General features: G+C 44.3%; 14 protein-coding genes. 8 read left to right on the forward strand and 6 right to left on the reverse strand.

The features are described from left to right. Window positions 1-71 precede the first annotated feature (71 nt). Complete coding sequence (locus tag ACZ5ZC_RS13395; RefSeq protein WP_012841967.1) at window positions 72-527, forward strand: MarR family winged helix-turn-helix transcriptional regulator; 456 nt, start codon at window positions 72-74, stop codon at window positions 525-527. Between the two features lie 47 nt (window positions 528-574). Here the strand turns inward: ACZ5ZC_RS13395 and ACZ5ZC_RS13400 are convergent, their stop codons facing one another. After that, window positions 575-1,531 (reverse strand): AEC family transporter, encoded by a 957-nt coding sequence (locus ACZ5ZC_RS13400; RefSeq protein WP_054867758.1) that lies wholly within the window; start codon window positions 1,529-1,531, stop codon window positions 575-577. Window positions 1,532-2,132: 601 nt separating this feature from the next. Here ACZ5ZC_RS13400 and trpS point away from each other — a divergent pair. Next, complete coding sequence (gene trpS / locus ACZ5ZC_RS13405) at window positions 2,133-3,155, forward strand: tryptophan--tRNA ligase (protein ID WP_464931978.1); 1,023 nt, start codon at window positions 2,133-2,135, stop codon at window positions 3,153-3,155. Between the two features lie 83 nt (window positions 3,156-3,238). On the opposite strand, the gene ACZ5ZC_RS13410 is transcribed toward trpS, so the two are convergent. Then, window positions 3,239-4,195 carry an ATP-dependent dsDNA exonuclease gene (locus ACZ5ZC_RS13410; RefSeq protein WP_464931979.1) on the reverse strand — a complete coding sequence of 319 codons (957 nt, stop codon included), beginning with the start codon at window positions 4,193-4,195 and terminating at the stop codon, window positions 3,239-3,241. Next, complete coding sequence (locus ACZ5ZC_RS13415) at window positions 4,192-5,520, reverse strand: sphingomyelin phosphodiesterase (RefSeq protein ID WP_464931980.1); 1,329 nt, start codon at window positions 5,518-5,520, stop codon at window positions 4,192-4,194. The genes ACZ5ZC_RS13410 and ACZ5ZC_RS13415 overlap by 4 nt, the downstream gene beginning before the upstream one ends. Before the next feature lie 292 nt (window positions 5,521-5,812). Here ACZ5ZC_RS13415 and ACZ5ZC_RS13420 point away from each other — a divergent pair, with 292 nt between their 5' ends. Further along, window positions 5,813-6,079 carry a hypothetical protein gene (locus ACZ5ZC_RS13420; RefSeq protein ID WP_012841963.1) on the forward strand — a complete coding sequence of 89 codons (267 nt, stop codon included), beginning with the start codon at window positions 5,813-5,815 and terminating at the stop codon, window positions 6,077-6,079. 155 nt (window positions 6,080-6,234) lie between these two features. Then, window positions 6,235-7,863: a methyl-accepting chemotaxis protein gene (locus tag ACZ5ZC_RS13425; protein ID WP_464931981.1), complete on the forward strand. Its 1,629-nt coding sequence runs from the start codon at window positions 6,235-6,237 to the stop codon at window positions 7,861-7,863. Window positions 7,864-7,992: 129 nt separating this feature from the next. On the opposite strand, the gene miaE is transcribed toward ACZ5ZC_RS13425, so the two are convergent. Beyond that, window positions 7,993-8,763, reverse strand: a complete 771-nt coding sequence (gene miaE / locus ACZ5ZC_RS13430; protein ID WP_464931982.1) for a tRNA isopentenyl-2-thiomethyl-A-37 hydroxylase MiaE — start codon at window positions 8,761-8,763, stop codon at window positions 7,993-7,995. 97 nt (window positions 8,764-8,860) lie between these two features. Continuing rightward, complete coding sequence (locus ACZ5ZC_RS13435; RefSeq protein WP_006742886.1) at window positions 8,861-9,625, reverse strand: hypothetical protein; 765 nt, start codon at window positions 9,623-9,625, stop codon at window positions 8,861-8,863. Window positions 9,626-9,938: 313 nt separating this feature from the next. Here ACZ5ZC_RS13435 and cysB point away from each other — a divergent pair, with 313 nt between their 5' ends. Together cysB and ACZ5ZC_RS13445 are read left to right on the forward strand one after the other, a co-directional pair. Continuing rightward, window positions 9,939-10,913, forward strand: a complete 975-nt coding sequence (cysB, locus tag ACZ5ZC_RS13440; protein WP_006742885.1) for an HTH-type transcriptional regulator CysB — start codon at window positions 9,939-9,941, stop codon at window positions 10,911-10,913. 53 nt (window positions 10,914-10,966) lie between these two features. Further along, entirely contained in the window at window positions 10,967-12,163 is a 1,197-nt protein-coding gene (locus ACZ5ZC_RS13445) for a methyltransferase (protein WP_193447976.1), read from the forward strand. 92 nt (window positions 12,164-12,255) lie between these two features. Here ACZ5ZC_RS13445 and ald read toward each other — a convergent pair whose 3' ends face one another. Continuing rightward, window positions 12,256-13,380: an alanine dehydrogenase gene (ald, locus tag ACZ5ZC_RS13450; RefSeq protein WP_005378241.1), complete on the reverse strand. Its 1,125-nt coding sequence runs from the start codon at window positions 13,378-13,380 to the stop codon at window positions 12,256-12,258. 156 nt (window positions 13,381-13,536) lie between these two features. On the opposite strand from ald, the gene lrp reads away from it, so the two are divergent. Together lrp and ACZ5ZC_RS13460 are read left to right on the forward strand one after the other, a co-directional pair. After that, a complete protein-coding gene (gene lrp / locus ACZ5ZC_RS13455; protein ID WP_005378234.1) occupies window positions 13,537-14,031 on the forward strand; it encodes a leucine-responsive transcriptional regulator Lrp in 495 nt (164 codons plus the stop codon). A gap of 152 nt (window positions 14,032-14,183) precedes the next feature. Beyond that, entirely contained in the window at window positions 14,184-17,237 is a 3,054-nt protein-coding gene (locus tag ACZ5ZC_RS13460) for a DNA translocase FtsK (protein ID WP_005390815.1), read from the forward strand. The last annotated feature ends 2 nt before the right edge of the window (window positions 17,238-17,239 follow it).

A 17,239-nucleotide genomic window follows, 5' to 3' on the forward strand; every position in this document is an offset into this window, starting at 1 on the left:
AGCGTTTTGCCTTATGCAGAATCTGTTTATTCCTTCCGACCGAATGAAAGCCTAAAGAAGAACAAACGACGATGAAAGATCAGAAAATCTCCCCAATTTCCGTGTTGGATCAAAGCCCTATGTTTGTCTGCGGTGTGATGCAGCGAATGTATCGCAACCGTGCTCAAGCTGAGCTCTCTCGGCAAAATTTAATGACACTCGAGATGGCAAGTGCACTGGCCGCTTTGGAAGAGTTTCAACCCATGAGTCAGCAAGCGCTGGCTGACGCGGTTCGAACTGAGCGAAGTGTAGCAAAGCGAATGGTGGATAATTTGGAAAAGCGAGGGTTTGTTCAAGTTTCTAAAAGTAAATCGAATCAGCGTCTCAAAATGCTCAGCATGACAAAAGAGGGGGCAAATGCTTTAAAGCAAGTGCATCAAATCATGACGAATTTACAGAAAGAATTTTTCGCTTGTTTGTCTGAATCAGAAGCGAGTGAGTTTTTTCGTCTGGTAAGAAAACTCACTTTTGCGAATCACGACCAGTAGCATTATCTTAATGCTATCTAGCGCGTCTTTACTTTATCGGTGATCAATTATATTAAGTCGTAAAACTTAAGAAATAGAATGCCCAACGTACACGTGACGGTAGAAAGCACCGTAGTGAGTGCGATGATATTTGCGGCTAATGTGGCATTGCCTCCCATCGAACGTGCCATGACATAACTGGCTGCTGCCACTGGGGAAGCGTTCATAAAGAAAAGAATACCTAACTCAATTCCTCGAAAACCTACTAAGTAAGCACCAATAGTGATCATTACGGGTGCCACGATGAGCTTGTAACTGCTCGCAAACCAAGATGGACCTTTCTCTTTTCTCATCAAGCTAAAATCGAGTGAGCCGCCCGTACACAACAGCGCTAAAGGTAATGTCATTTTGGACAAGTAGTCCCCTGCATCAATAACAACATTCGGTACTGGAATAGCGAGTAAATAAAAAGCCATTCCTAGAACAATGGAGATTATGAGCGGGTTCCTAGTCAGTGTTCGACCCATCATCTTTGCTGCTTGCGAGGCAGACGTTGCCCCCTTGGGCGATAAGCAAATTACCGCTTGGACGTTATAAATAAATGTGGTGATCGCGACATAGAGCGCTGCTAGCGCCACACCTTGAGAACCATACGCATTGGCAACGTAAGCGATGCCAATAATACCTGTATTTGCTCGGAACCCACCTTGGATGAGAACGCCTTGGTCAGGCGATGCTTTGAAAAGAAGTTTGACGGAAAGGTAGGTGAAAATGAAAAACGAAATACTAGCGATGACGCCGAAATTGACGAATTCACTTGCCGCGGAAAAGTCGTGTTCTGAAGCCACAATGCTGACAAATAACATTGCAGGCAAGGTAACTTGAAACACCAGTTTAGAGCCTACTTCGATAAAATTATCGTTGATTAGACCAAAGCGCTTAAAAAGAACGCCAAGTACCAACATCAAACAGATAGGTCCGGTTATCGACAAAGAGAATTGCAACTGATGTAAAACAGCTTCCATGTAAGTATCCGCAGCAAAAGAAAAAAGTGTTCCTGCTGCCTATTAAGCCACAAACCCGGAGGGTAGGACAGTAACGTGATGAAATTTTCTTCTGTTGTAGGTTCCAGAACCATTTGCATTCCAAGTTATGGACGAGGTCCCAGTTTAACAAAGCTGCACTGGTTCTATACGCGATATGTTGGTTTACTACTTATCGTGATGCATCCACATGCGTATTAAATAAAAGGGTTGGTCATTGTGGTTATGGATAGGAGTTCATCGATGAAAAGGAAACACAACAAAACCGTACTTTGTGCATTTGTCTCGGGTTCGGTGTTTGGTGCAGCTTTAGTCATTGCGATGTCTTTACCAATGTAATCGTTTCTGTAGGCTCTTTGAATACTCACGCTAATTCAATACAAAAACAGATTGAGTTCAGCTTGATGTACTGTTAGTTTGAAAACATGAAAATACACGTTAGCCCTTCATCAACAACCTTCTTTTGGTGGCGCTCTAAATAGAGCGGCACGGAATACTCACATTCTTAAGCTGCTGGATGGTAGCTAAGAGTGTTTGATCTTTTTATCTCCAGTAGCGATCTATTAAATACTTGGAGATAAATATGAACACCATTCAAAGTACACCACAGCGTGAAATTATCCTGACCGGCGATCGAGCGACAGGTCCGTTACACCTCGGGCACTATGTCGGTTCATTGCAACAACGAGTCAAATTGCAAACGGAGCATGAGCAAACGATCTTAGTCGCAGACATGCAAGGGTTGACGGATAACGCCCACAATCCATCAAAAGTATCCTCCAATATTCTCAATGTCGTTGCGGATTATTTGGCCGTTGGTATCGACCCCACACAAACCACGATCACGTTGCAATCTCAAATACCAGCGTTAGCAGAGTTAACGATGTATTACAGCAATCTTGTCTCTATTGCGCGTTTAGAGCGTAATCCCACGGTTAAAAATGAGATTCAAAGTAAAGGCTTTGAACGCTCTATTCCCGCTGGTTTTTTAACGTATCCAATTTCTCAAGCTGCCGATATTACGGGGTTCCACGCGACGTTGGTTCCGGTAGGTGATGACCAACTGCCGATGTTGGAGCAAACTAATGAAATCGTAAGAAAAATAAACCACCTGGGTGGAAAAGAGGTTCTTAGAGAATGCCGTCCATTACTTAGTGATGCTCCTCGTTTGCCGAGTACTGATGGAAAAAATAAGATGTCTAAAAGCATGGGGAACGCAATCAACCTAGGGGCGTCTGAAAAGGAGATTTCTGCGGCGGTGAAATCTATGTATACCGACCCCAATCACCTGAGAATTGAGGACCCTGGCCAAGTCGAAGGTAATATCGTATTTACCTACCTCGATGCCTTTCACCCTGATAAAGATTACGTCGAACAGCTAAAAGAGCATTATCGACGCGGTGGGTTAGGTGATGGTTTGACCAAGAAAGTATTAGAAGAATGCCTACAAGAGATGCTTCGACCTATTCGAGAAAAGCGCACTATGTATTTGAATGATAAAGCACAGCTGATTGATATTTTAAAACAAGGTAGTCAGCGTTCTCGTGAGAAAACTGAACAAGTGCTATTTGATGTGAAAGATGTATTTGGTTTGAATTTGTTCTGAATTAAAAGTAGAGAGTTGAACATAAGGCACGATGGCTTATTAGCAACGTGCCTTTTTAGCTCCCAGTCAGTCAAAGCTGATTGTTAAGAAGAAAAAAATTCACGACGAAAATCCGCTACTTCTTGTTGGTAATAGCTTTGCCATTCCGGTTCTGACAAATTCGAATGGCTTGTGGCTCTCTCTTTTCTGAGTCTGGACTCAAGTTGTTGCAATGCTTGTTGGTAATCTCTGACTTGATCTTTTTGCTCGGCAATTTGTTGCTCACGAGCGTGAATCTCTTCACTTTCGTCCTTCGTTAAGTAAGTTTTTTCCAGCTCTGCGATGATGGTTTGGCGATCTGGAAAGCTCATGCTATTGGGTATCAGGGCGACTGCACGCTCATATTTTGCTTGGTCGTTTGTAAGCCCGATAGCCTCTGCATTTTCTTGCCAGTCTATGATGAGTTGCTCGAAAGCTTGCAAAAAGCTTTCTGGACTTTGCGTGTTGAGCTGTTGGGCCTCTAAATTGAAATCGTATAGGGCGAACTCATCCGCGAAAATAACATCAGCCAACTCGCCCCAAATGCCTCTTGCCTCGGCTTTAAGTTGTGCAATACGTGAGGCTAGTGGTTGTTGCTCATCAAATAACAAATTACCTACACTTTCTTGCCATTGACTGTTGAGTTGATGGTAGTTCGCCAAAAGCTGAAATCGTGCTGAAGATAAATAAGGCTCGAGCAAGGCTAACTGTTCTTCACAGTCGCGGTTCGACATGCACTCATGCCAAAATGACTCAAGCTCTGCGACCAGTTTTCTCCCTTTGAGCAGAGTTAGTCTCTCAGTCGTTATTTGAACCGCAGAAGGGAGCTCTGCGGTCTGTGGTGAAGGCTCTAAACTGGGAGCGATATTGCTTGTTTTTAGTGGTGTACTGGGGACGTTCTTATTTTTTGTCTTTGGAGCAGAAGCGGACACGGCCGTTTCTTGCTGCCCATCTTGACTGAAAGTTAAAAACATCATGCCCGCCATAATGGCGGACATGATTATCAACGCGATTTTCTTCATGGCTTGATTGTTGCGCTAACTGGGAAATGGTCAGAAAGGTTGTAGTGTTTCCATAAACTCTCTGCGGTTGTGCGCGGCACGTCTACACGGTTGTCATTGAATGATTTCACCCCGTATTCGCTACTCACCATGACATAGTCAAGGTATTCCACGTTTTCGCCGCCTGATAACGCTTCACCTGCGAAGTTATTGATGCGGGGATCAAAGGTTGACTCCGTGTAACCAGAATACTGAGGCTCTATGGCGCTTAAGTTGGCGATCATTTGTTGGTAGTCACCAGGGAACTTTCTTTTGTTTACGTTAAAGTCACCGCTGTATACCACAGTTTCGCTTGAAGGAATGTTGAGAGATTTAGCGAGTGCGCGGATTTGTTTGAACTGGCGCTGACGATACTCGCGAGCGGTGTCTGTATCGAAAGATGCGGTATGGGTAGCAAACACATGGTAAGCCTGACCACCTTTAATAATTTCCGCATAATTAACGCCTTTGTCGGCAAAGCAGTCTGTGCCAGAGCAGTCGGGGAAGACATATTGCGCTTCATTCACGATAGGGTAGCGACTAACTATGATTACGCCACCATCATGAATATTAACGCCTTCTTTATCTAACATCTTAGTTTGGTACGGATACTCCTTAGCTAACTCACGTAGGAATCCTTCACGACCGCTTGCAAACACTTCTTGCAGCGCTAATACATCATAACCTTTGACGTATTGAGGAATCAGTTCGTAACGATCACCGATGTGCGATGCAATAGCCGTAAGAGCCCAGATGTTGTATGTCATCAACTTAAGGTTTTGTTCTTCGTTATCGACAGATTCATTTACTTTGCTTGGTGTGATGGTGTAATAAAGATCGTCGTATCGAGCGGTACTGTCTGACTTAAATGCCAGTTCGGTTTCTCGGATGCCAAAAGCGTTAGTGTTGGCACGATGAATATCACGATCATCTTTAAGAGATAAATCGACATCGGCCGCCGATAAGCCATATTCAATGGTTGAATTATACCAATGACCTTCCATGACCTGATTGAGTGTTATGCTTTCACCTTTAGGGCTAGAAACCACAGTTTCAAAACGGTAAGTTTGGTTTGATTTCACGCCTTCCCAACGATTGAAGCTCAATACAGGTTTGGTTTCCCACGGACCAAGTACTTGCACATGTTGCTGCCACTCTTCTCCGTATTGAAGTAAATCACTGCCTTCGTGCTTTACTTGAATAGTTAAAGGCTGATCAGAGTTATTGGTTAGATAAACATCTGTATCTGCAATGCTTGGCAATGCCACCAAGCCACTTAATAAAAGACCCCACTGCGATAATTTCATCTTATTTTTCCATCATTTGAACTAGAGCAATCATTCTTGTTTATAAATATTACTTGCACGTTAAATATGGATGACATCGAAGCCAGTACTAAAAATTGTTATCAGAATGTGATCTTTATTCAATGGTGAGGAGTCGGGGTAGAGAGTTAATGGTTGCTTAAGCGGTTGTAAATAATAGCGATGGTTAACGAATCGTACTCACTGCAATCAAGTTGTCATCTTCGCTCTATAAGTTGTGCGGCGTCATTCATCCAGCCACATGGCTAGAACTTAAATTGATAGATGGAGCACCATGGCTAGAGCAGTAAATCCAATCGATGAAACCATCATTAAATTACTACAAGACCAAGGTTTGATTAGAAGCGAAGCAGAAGCTCGTTTAAAGAAAGAGGTATACCGCTTGCAGCCTAATGAGATTGAAAAAGTCAAAAATTATGCCCAGCACTTTGGCATCAACGCTAAAGAAAAACTCATCGATGAGATCTTAGAGTTGCGCCGGGAAGCGCTCATAAAAAAATGCAGACACAATACGGAGCATGCGAGCCTATCTCTAAAATAGCACGTGATAAAAATATCAATTACTGGTCAAGATTTGATCTCTCAGGCCGATGTATATAAGAGCGCTCAATGATATCGAGCGCAAAAAACAGTGTGTTTTAGAGGTTAAGCTTTCACTTAAGTGAGAGGTTTGGAAAGGCTGCAGGGAGAAAGTGCATGCGTATTAAAGACTTAAGTGTCGTAAAGAAAATATCGGTTAGTTATTTAACCGTTTTTGCCGTGTTTGGTTTAGTGTCAGTAATGTTGGTACAAGGTCTGTTAACACTGAATAAAGACATCTCAGTGCTAACAGATAAAAGCTTACCTTCTGTTGCGATTTTGAAAGGTATCCAAGTTGATATTACTAAAGTGCGCAAAGATGAGTTCTCTTTATTGCCAAACGCAAATCATCCCAAAATTGGTGAGTGGTTAAAAGGCCTCGACCAATGGCGTTCTGATGTGCAGGCTGGTATTGCAGAATACGAAAAGCTCGACCTTAATCAGCGTGAAACGCAGTCTTTTAACGTTTTTAAAGAAACCTGGAATCAATACATCAAAGAAACGAAGACTTACAACGCACTGCTAAGCCAAGGTGATGCTGAAAGTGCAAATGATGTGATTTTATCGAGTTTCGATACTTACTCAAAAGCGTTGAGCAGCTTGGATGATACCCTCGCGTTGAACGATGAGTTGGTGAATTTGATTGGCGAAGAAGTACAAAATGAAGCGGCATTTACACAATACAGCGCTGCTGTTGGTGCGCTTGTCGTCGCATTGGTCATGGTAATGTCTGCCATGTTGCTTTCTCGAGTCATCTGCGGGCCTATTGATCGAGCATTGGAATTCGCTTCCAAAATCGCCAAGGGTCAATTGAATAATCAAATCGACGAAAGCGAATTGAGCAAAGACGAGTTAGGAACGCTGCTCAAAGAGCTTGTCGGTATGCAAACAAACTTACATTCGCTGGTTTCTGAGATTAATGACTCAACGATTCAGCTAACGGCAGCAGTAGAGGAAGTGAGTGCTATTTCTTCTCAGACCGCTTCTGGTATGCAAAATCAACAAATTGAACTTAGCTCGGTGGCTTCTGCGATGACAGAAATGCAAGCTGCTGTAAGTGAAGTGGCACAAAATACTGAAGTTGGCGCGACCTCTGCTTACTCGGCAACGGAAGTGGCTAAACAAGGAACGGCGACGTTACAACAAACTATCGCAGTAATTGAGCGTGTATCACATACGATCCAAGAGTCAGATGAACTGGCACGTGAGCTTGAATCGAGCTCAAACAATATCAATGTGGTCGTAGATGTGATCCGCGGGATTGCGGAGCAAACAAACTTGTTAGCACTGAACGCCGCAATTGAAGCCGCTCGGGCCGGTGAACAAGGACGTGGGTTTGCTGTTGTGGCAGATGAGGTTCGTTCTCTGGCGCAACGCACTCAAGACTCCACTTCACAAATTGTGGAAATTGTTAATCAACTACAAGAGAGCAGCAGCAAAATAGGGCATTCAAGCCGTGATTGTCAGGAGGGCATTTCTCAGTGTGTTGAGCAAGTCAATGACGCTGATAGCCAGATAAAAGAAATTGAACATTCTGTCGATAACATAGCGCAAATGAGCACACAAATCGCAACGGCGTGCAGCGAGCAGAATTCAGTATCCGAAGAGCTGAATCGCAGTGTGGAGCATATTAATAGTGCCTCAACAGAGATGGCTGAGGGAGCTTCGCAAACGGCTGTAGCTTGCCAGCAGATCAGTAGCCTAGCGCACAACTTGAAAACTCGAATGGGTTCATTCCAGCTCTAGTTGTTGTGTTTCAGCTTTATTCCTAACCTCATTGCTACAAAAAATAAGCCGGACGAAATGTCCGGCTTATTTATTCTCTGTCTATATAAATAAGTTCAGAGCATGCTCAATCTTGGGAGAATATGCTCGCTAGGCTGGAATACCACTATGGAACTTAAAATCTGTATCTGGCGTAGAAATTAAATCCGCCTCAACTCGGCCAAAATAGGCTATGCGTTCGCTGATGTCTTTGCCCGCGATTTGCTCTGCCAATACAAGATAATCTTGATAGTGGCGTGCTTCTGAGCGCAGTAAAGAAACGTAGAATTTTGCGATATCGTCATCCATATGTGGTGCTAGTTTGGCAAAACGCTCACAAGATCGGGCTTCTATGTAGGCACCAATGATGAGTTTATCGATCAGCGTTTCCGGTTCATGAGTCTTCATATGCGAAATGAGCCCTTTAGCATAGCGACTTGCTGGAATATTTTTATACTCAATTCCACGACTTTCCATGATCTCTAAAACTTGATAAAAGTGGTGTAACTCCTCTTTAATCAAAAGCACCATTTTATCGATCAAATCTTGGCTGTACGGTGAGTTTGACTTAGCCATGATCGCTTTGGAAATATTGCTCTTACCTTTTAAAGTTTCTAGTGAGCCTACATTGCGATAAGCAAAGTCTTCATAGGGTTTAAACCAGTTAAGCAGAGCATGTGAACTGGATTGGTCAACGGCATACTTACGAATTAAAAACATCGCAGATTGGCCAGCTTTTAGCTCACACAGTAGGTGGTCTAATAAAATGGTTTGAAGGTTTTCTGGTTTCTTTGCTTCCTCTACCCATTCATCAGGTGTGCTGCATTGCAGAAATTGGTTAATGGGAGCAAGAAGTTCTTGATAGGCGTCTAGATTCATCATTTTAATTTTAGGACTTCACATTCTAATTGGGCATATCCGCTATCTTACGGATAGAAAAAAGGCTGCGATTGCAGCCTTTATTGACCTTAAGTGAATGTTACCACTTTTTCTTCTCGCCGAAGAGTGCTTCCATGTCATTGTCGCGCTCTTTATCGGCGATCTGCTGCATTTCGGCATCACTTTTATCTTGGCGTTTTTTATCTAGGTCGCCCAGCATGTCTTCAAGCTTCTGTTTCGCTTGAATAGAGTAGGGATCGCTCTTTGTACTCAATGCATCTATACCTTTGCGTAGCAGTTGAAGTGCTGTACCAGGTTGACCTCGAGCGATTGAGTCGTTTGCTCTTTTAATGACGTTTTCGATGTTGATACGAATCTGCATCGTTTCTAAACGCGCATTTTCAGCGACATAAGTCTGGGTGTCGATACGGCCTTTATTGTGTTCGTTACGGATAGTATCGCGAAGGCGCTTCACCAACTTAAGCATGACGATGGCTTGTTTATCACTGCTCGGCATTTTGAACGTGGTACTCTCGCCAGTGGGACCATTCTCTTTCAGTTGCTCAATCTGTTGCTTCATGTTTTCGATACGTTGAGCAAGCTGCTTATTCTTCGGGTCAAGCTCATGCATGCTTTCTAGCGCGTCAAGAATACGATTGTTTAGACATAGCAACAGCTCCTTGCTAAAAGGGATATGGTGCGCATGACCAATCAACTCTTCAGTGCCATCAATCAAGGCAACATAGCGTGCGGACTCCTGTCTTTTCGCAGTCTCTACCTTGACCTTATACTGCAACATAATGTTATAGCCTAGGATCAACACCAGTAGGATGGCTACCAAAGCGATTATTAAACCAATATTCATATCTTTGCGTCTGCTTTACTTTTCTACGGCTAGCGTTAAAGAATACATGAATCTTATCTTACTCGGCACCCTATTTGTTTGATTATTTTGTCTCTCCCACGTTTTAGCTACTGATAGAAGTCACATCATAGAACTTCAGTCATTTATTGGCTCAACTTTGTGCATATTGTTTCTATATTGAGGATTATCAGTATGTGATTGAGGTATAAGTTAGAAATTACTGTTCATTTCGATTTGAACGCGTTATAACTAATTATTATATCGCTCGTCCGAGTGGCCAATAAATTATCTCATGAACAAGTAAGGGATTACGATGAAACTGCAGCAGCTGAAGTATATTGTTGAGGTTGTAAACCATAATCTGAATGTATCCGCGACGGCAGAAAGCTTGTATACGTCTCAGCCAGGTATCAGTAAGCAGGTTCGGTTGCTGGAAGATGAGTTAGGCATTCAGATTTTTGAACGTAGCGGTAAGCACTTAACGCAAGTGACACCTGCTGGTGAAGAAATTGTACGTATTTCCCAAGAGATTCTGGCTCGCGTAGAAAGTATCAAAGCTGTAGCAGGGGAGCACACCCACCCAGAAATGGGGACGCTGAATATCACCACGACACATACGCAAGCGCGTTATGCTTTGCCGGATGTCATCAAAGGTTTCACTTCTCGCTACCCAAAAGTGTCATTACACATGCATCAAGGTACGCCGTCACAAATGTCTGAGGCGATTGCCAAAGGTACGGCGAACTTTGCGATTGCGACAGAAGCGCTTCACTTATATCAAGATGCCATCATGCTGCCTTGTTATCACTGGAACCGTTCAATTGTCGTGCCTAAAGATCATCCATTAGCAAAGAAAGATAAGGTAACGATCAGCGATCTTGCCGCTTATCCATTGGTCACTTATGTGTTTGGTTTTACGGGCCGTTCAGAGTTAGATACCGCATTTAATCGTGAAGGTTTAACCCCGAGAGTGGTGTTCACTGCAACTGATGCGGACGTTATTAAAACGTATGTTCGCATGGGTATTGGTGTCGGCGTAATTGCTAGCATGGCTGTGGATGAAGAGCAGGACAGCGATTTAGTCGCAATAGATGCGAGCCATTTATTCGGGGCTAGTACGACAAGTATTGGCTTCCGTCGCGGCACATTCCTGCGCTCATACATGTTTGATTTTATGGAACGCTTTGCTCCACATTTAACTCGCCCAGTGGTAGAGCAGGCGATTTCTTTGAAATCTAATGCAGAAATCGAAGAGATGTTTAAGGACATCGAGCTCCCGGTGAGATAACACTTCATTGATGTTTCGATTCCCTCTACAATGCGCTCGTTGTAGGGGGAGCTATGAAAACGCAATTTCAATTTATTAATGACTGCTTATTGGAAAACGAATCGCTATGGCGGTTTGAACCATTTAAAAGTAGCATCCACATCTCATTACCTTGGCAAGAGCAACACCCTCAGTTGTGCCAGTGGTTAGTGTCTCTTTCTCCCTCTCAAATCGAAGAGTATAAAGCGGAACCTGAACTCGCCTTAAAAGCGATAAGCGCGTTCGTGCCTCAACTCGAACAACTCGCTTATCACACGCGTTTAGAGTCTTTAACCTTAAATGGTTTGGCACTCGCTCGTGGCTTAGACAACGGCATTCCCGGACGTAAGCTGGAGCAAATCAGCTCGATGGGTGAAGCTGCAATTCAACAACACTGTGGCGAAGAATGGTTAGAGTGGTGTTCAGGGAAAGGTTATTTAGGACGAATCCTGGCAACACAAACCGATCAGCCTGTGACCAGTTTCGAATATCAACAAGCACTGTGTGATTCAGGGCAACAAGCGGCGAATGAACACCATTGGAAGATGACGTTTATTCAAGGCGATGCGTTCGATAGCAAAGCGAGAGCGGTGTTTAAACCGACGCAACACGCGGTGGCACTGCATGCGTGTGGTGACCTCCATGTTCGTCTAATGCAGTACGGCAGTGAGAATGGGATTGCTGCGATGACCATCTCACCTTGTTGTTATCACTTGATTCAGTCGGAACAATACCAGCCGATGTCGAAACCGGGGAGGGCTTCTTCTCTCTCATTGTCTAAGCAAGAACTGCGTATCCCGTTACAGCAAACGGTGACAGGGGGAGAGCGTGTACGTCGCCATCGTCAGCAGGAAATGGTGTTTCGTCTTGGCTTCGATTTGATTACTCGACGAGCGTTAGGCATGGCAGAGTACCAACCTGTCCCCAGTATTCGGAAGTCGCAATTAAGTGAAGGCTTTGAATCTTTGTGTCGCTGGGCGGCGGAGCAGAAAGGTATCGTTCTTTCTCAAGAAATCGATTTCGATCATTTTGAAAAGTTAAGCGAACAACGCTTCTGGCAAATGGAGAGAATGAGCTTAGTGCAACTGGTTTTTCAACGTCCATTGGAGATCTGGCTCGCATTGGACAAAGCACTTTATCTTGAAGAACGTGGTTATCGTGTTAGATTGTCAGAGTTTTGCCCTAAATCAGTTACACCTAGAAATATTTTAATTTGCGCATATAAGAATTAGTTATTTTTTATAGCTAAACGCTCTATATGAAAAAGCCCACTTATGCGTGGGCTTTTGTAAACAAAACGTGACAAATTGGTTTTATTTTGTCATTAATTGAACATAGCGATAGCTTGAGTTGGTTCAACGTATTCCAAGTCAAAGCTTTCTGCTACTTCTTTACATGTTACTTTTCCGTGAATAACGTTTAGACCTTCAAGGAAGCCTTTGTCTTCTAGAAGTGCCTCACGGTAGCCTTTGTTTGCGAGTTTCACAATGTAAGGGAGTGTTGCATTGTTCAATGCGAAAGTTGAAGTACGTGCAACCGCACCAGGCATATTTGCTACGCAGTAGTGAACCACTTCATCCACGATGTAAGTTGGATCTGCGTGGGTTGTTGCGTGAGATGTCTCGAAACAGCCACCTTGGTCAATAGCCACGTCAACCACTGCCGCACCAGGTTTCATCTTAGCAATGTGCTCTTTTGTTACCAGCTTAGGCGCTGCTGCTCCAGGAATTAGAACTGCACCGATAACAAGGTCAGCTTCTAGAACATGCTTCTCGATAGCGTCTTCAGTAGAATAAACCACTTTAGCGCGACCTTGGAATTCTTCGTCAAGCTTACGAAGTGTATCTACGTTGCGGTCTAGAATGGTTACGTCAGCGCGAAGACCAACAGCCATACGAGCTGCGTTTGCACCAACAACACCACCACCAACGATGACGACTTTCGCTGGCTCAACACCAGGTACGCCGCCTAGGAGCAGACCACGACCGCCGTGTGATTTTTCCAATGTTTGCGCGCCAGCTTGGATAGACATCCGACCTGCCACTTCTGACATTGGTGCTAACAGTGGCAAACGACCCATATTATCTGTTACAGTCTCATAGGCTATACAGACAGCTTTGCTCTTGATTAGCTCATCAGTTTGTGGAAAATCTGGTGCTAGGTGTAAATAAGTAAATAAAATTTGCCCTTCGCGGAGCATTGCTCTCTCTACTGCTTGGGGTTCTTTTACTTTTACAATCATGTCTGCTTGCGCGAATACGTCTGCAGCATGAGGGAGAATGGATGCGCCGACAGCGATGTAATCATCGTCTGAAAAACCAATGCCGGCACCTGCATTGGTCTCAACTAAAACTTGGTGACCATGTGAGATGAGTTCTCTCACGCTTGCTGGGATCATACCAACACGATATTCGTGGTTCTTGATTTCCTTAGGTACGCCAATGATCATCCTGTATCCTCTTTCTATAATGGTTGTATTAACTGTTTGTAGGGTGTTATTGTCGAATTAATAACTAGTATAGTTATAGATTTGTAAAATTTGGCACCAAATATTAAAAAGTTGTAGTATATTTTTTTGCAAGGAAGTAATAAGGTGGAATAAAAAATGGCAGACAACTATAAAAAGCCGTCCAAGGAACTAGACCGTATCGACCGCAACATTCTTAATGAACTGCAGAAAGACGGTCGTATTTCAAACGTTGAGCTTTCAAAACGTGTGGGACTTTCTCCAACGCCATGTTTGGAGCGTGTACGTCGCTTAGAGCGTCAGGGTTACATCACAGGATACACTGCATTATTGAATCCGCAGTTCCTGGATGCGTCACTATTAGTATTCGTTGAGATTACACTAAACCGTGGTGCGCCGGATGTATTTGAGCAGTTTAACTCAGCTGTTCAAAAGCTAGACGACATACAAGAGTGTCATCTTGTATCAGGTGACTTTGACTATCTTCTTAAAACCCGTGTATCAGATATGGGTGCTTACCGCCGACTATTGGGCGATACGTTACTACGTCTACCTGGCGTAAATGACACTCGCACATACGTTGTAATGGAAGAAGTGAAACAATCTAACCAGCTTGTGATCAAAACTCGTTAATTTCTTGCAAAGAAAGCGGTATATGCTTCCGCTTTCGCCAGAGAGTAATTGGGTTTTTCTCTTTGATATGGTTAAATCAATTTACCGAGCGGCTTGATGCCGCTCGGAATGTTTTGCAAATTCCTATTTCATTTCCATATTCAAGTTGATTTATGTTCAAAGAGAACGCAAAGAAAGTCGAAACCATTATCAAAACCAGTGAAGAGCCCCAGTCTTCACGCTTAAATGGCTTCCAACGCTTAAAAGAGTGCTGCTTTATCGTTGGCGTTCTTAGCTCGGTATTGCTTGCGGTTGCACTATTTACCTTCAGTCCGGCCGATCCTTCCTGGTCCCAAACCGCATGGGGAGGGGAGATCGATAATGCTGGTGGCCTTTTCGGCGCTTGGCTTGCGGACACACTATTCTTCACATTTGGCTCTCTCGCTTATCCCATCCCTTTCTTGCTAGCTGCGGCTGCATGGGTGATTTGCCGTAAACGAGGAGAAGATGAGCCAATTGATTTCATGTTATGGGGTACGAGGTTACTCGGCCTTGTCGTCCTTATAATGACTAGCTGTGGTCTAGCCGATATTAATTTTGATGATATTTGGTATTTCTCGTCCGGTGGTGTCGTCGGGGACGTGTTGTCTAGCCTAGCTTTACCTACATTGAATGTACTTGGCACGACATTGGTACTGCTGTTCTTATGGGGAGCGGGCTTTACGCTCTTTACTGGCATCTCATGGCTTAACATCGTTGAGTGGCTTGGAGATCGTGCATTAGCACTAATTGCGGCGCTTGCAAATAAGATAAGAGGCTCTGAGCAAGAAGTTTTAGAACCTCAGCTAGATGAGTTCGTGGAAGATAAAGTCTCTACGCCTAGACATAACGTAGACCATGACATTGATGATGAGCCGCTTCCTCATTTAACGGCGTTCGATGTCGATGAGCCGAAAGAATCGGCGCCTGTACATGAGTATCCTATTTATATGCCGCAAGCTAAACCTGAGAAGCCAGCGGAACAAATGATGGTGGAACCAACGCCACCACAACGCAAGGCTACGGTTAATGCTGCGCCAGTTTATGCTCAACCTGAGCACCAAACGCAACCTGTCCATGCGGTGAATACTGATAACGTTGATCCGCTTCTGGAGCGTACCAAGCAGCTGAATGTCACGATAGAAGAGCTTGAAGCTGCAGCGCAACAAGCAGATGACTGGGGAACTGAAGAACAGGTAGCCCCATCATTTGCAGACACTTACTCTTCCTATGTAGAGCAACATACAGCTACAGAAGAACCGATCAGTGTTGAACCAGATTATGCGGAGTACGAACAATTTGAAGCAGAACAAGTACAGCAGCCAAGTCTTGAGCATCCTGTGCATGAAGAGCCTGTAATTGATTCCGCTGCGCTAGATAGCATCACGGAGCAAACAGAATCGAGTCAACACATTGAACCTACGATCTCTGATTTTGACGTGTTAGACGATGAAGACGAAGTGGAGTCACAGTCTGTACAACAAGTACAGCCAGCTCCAACAACACCTCATCAGCAAGTGGCAACACCTTCAACAACATTTGAACCTGCACTTCAAAAAGCGGAGGTTGAAGAGGTTCAAGACGGCGACGAAGATGTAGCGGCATTCCAAGACATGGTTTCTAGTGCGCAAGCCAAAGTAGCCGCGACACAGAACCCATTTTTGGTACAGAAAGAAGAAAACTTGCCTGTTCCAGAAGAGCCACTTCCAACGCTCGAGTTGCTTTACCATCCAGAAAAACGCGAAAACTTTATCGACCGAGATGCTCTAGAGCAGGTCGCTCGATTGGTTGAGAGCAAGCTAGCGGACTACAAAATCAAAGCCGACGTGGTGGGGATTTATCCTGGTCCAGTGATCACTCGCTTCGAGCTTGATTTGGCGCCGGGGGTAAAGGTAAGCCGTATTTCTGGTCTTTCAACTGACTTAGCGCGTGCATTGTCTGCAATGGCTGTACGTGTTGTAGAAGTAATCCCTGGCAAGCCTTACATCGGTTTGGAACTGCCAAACATGAGTCGTCAGACGGTCTATTTATCTGATGTAATCAGTAGTCCTCAGTTTGAGCAAGCAACGTCACCAACAACGGTTGTGTTAGGTCAAGACATTGCGGGCGAAGCTGTTGTGGCTGATCTCGCGAAGATGCCTCACGTGCTAGTAGCAGGTACAACCGGTTCTGGTAAGTCGGTGGGTGTGAACGTGATGATTTTGAGCATGCTGTATAAAGCTGGCCCAGAAGATGTACGCTTCATCATGATTGACCCGAAAATGCTAGAGCTTTCTATTTACGAAGGTATCCCTCATCTTCTTTCTGAAGTTGTGACTGATATGAAAGACGCATCAAACGCTCTACGTTGGTGTGTGGGTGAGATGGAACGTCGTTATAAATTGATGTCGGCATTAGGCGTTCGTAATGTGAAAGGCTTTAACGAGAAGTTGAAGATGGCGGCAGAAGCGGGTCACCCAATTCATGATCCATTCTGGCAAGAAGGCGACAGTATGGATACGGAACCGCCATTGTTAGAAAAACTGCCTTACATCGTTGTTGTTGTCGATGAATTTGCTGACCTGATGATGGTGGTTGGTAAGAAGGTAGAAGAACTGATTGCACGCTTGGCACAAAAGGCGCGTGCGGCAGGTATTCATTTAATTCTTGCGACTCAGCGTCCATCGGTGGATGTTATCACTGGTCTGATTAAAGCGAATATTCCAACTCGTGTTGCGTTTACGGTATCGACTAAAACAGACTCCCGTACGATTCTAGACCAAGGTGGTGCAGAATCACTGCTTGGTATGGGTGATATGTTGTATCTACCGCCGGGCTCAAGTCATACAACTCGTGTCCACGGTGCATTTGCATCAGATGATGATGTTCATGCTGTTGTAAACAACTGGAAAGCGCGTGGTAAACCGAACTACATTGAAGAGATCATCAGCGGAGATCAAAGTCCAGAAAGCTTATTGCCAGGTGAGCAAATGGAAGCGGATGAAGATGTGGATCCACTCTTCGATCAAGTCGTTGAGCACGTAGTTCAGTCACGTCGAGGCTCTGTTTCTGGCGTACAGCGTCGATTTAAGATCGGTTACAACCGTGCCGCCCGTATTGTTGAGCAACTCGAAGCGCAAGGTATCGTGAGTGCACCGGGTCACAACGGTAACCGCGAAGTTTTAGCTCCTGCGCCGCCAAAAGATTAATG

The sequence above is a fragment of the Vibrio sp. JCM 18905 genome (assembly GCF_055393305.1).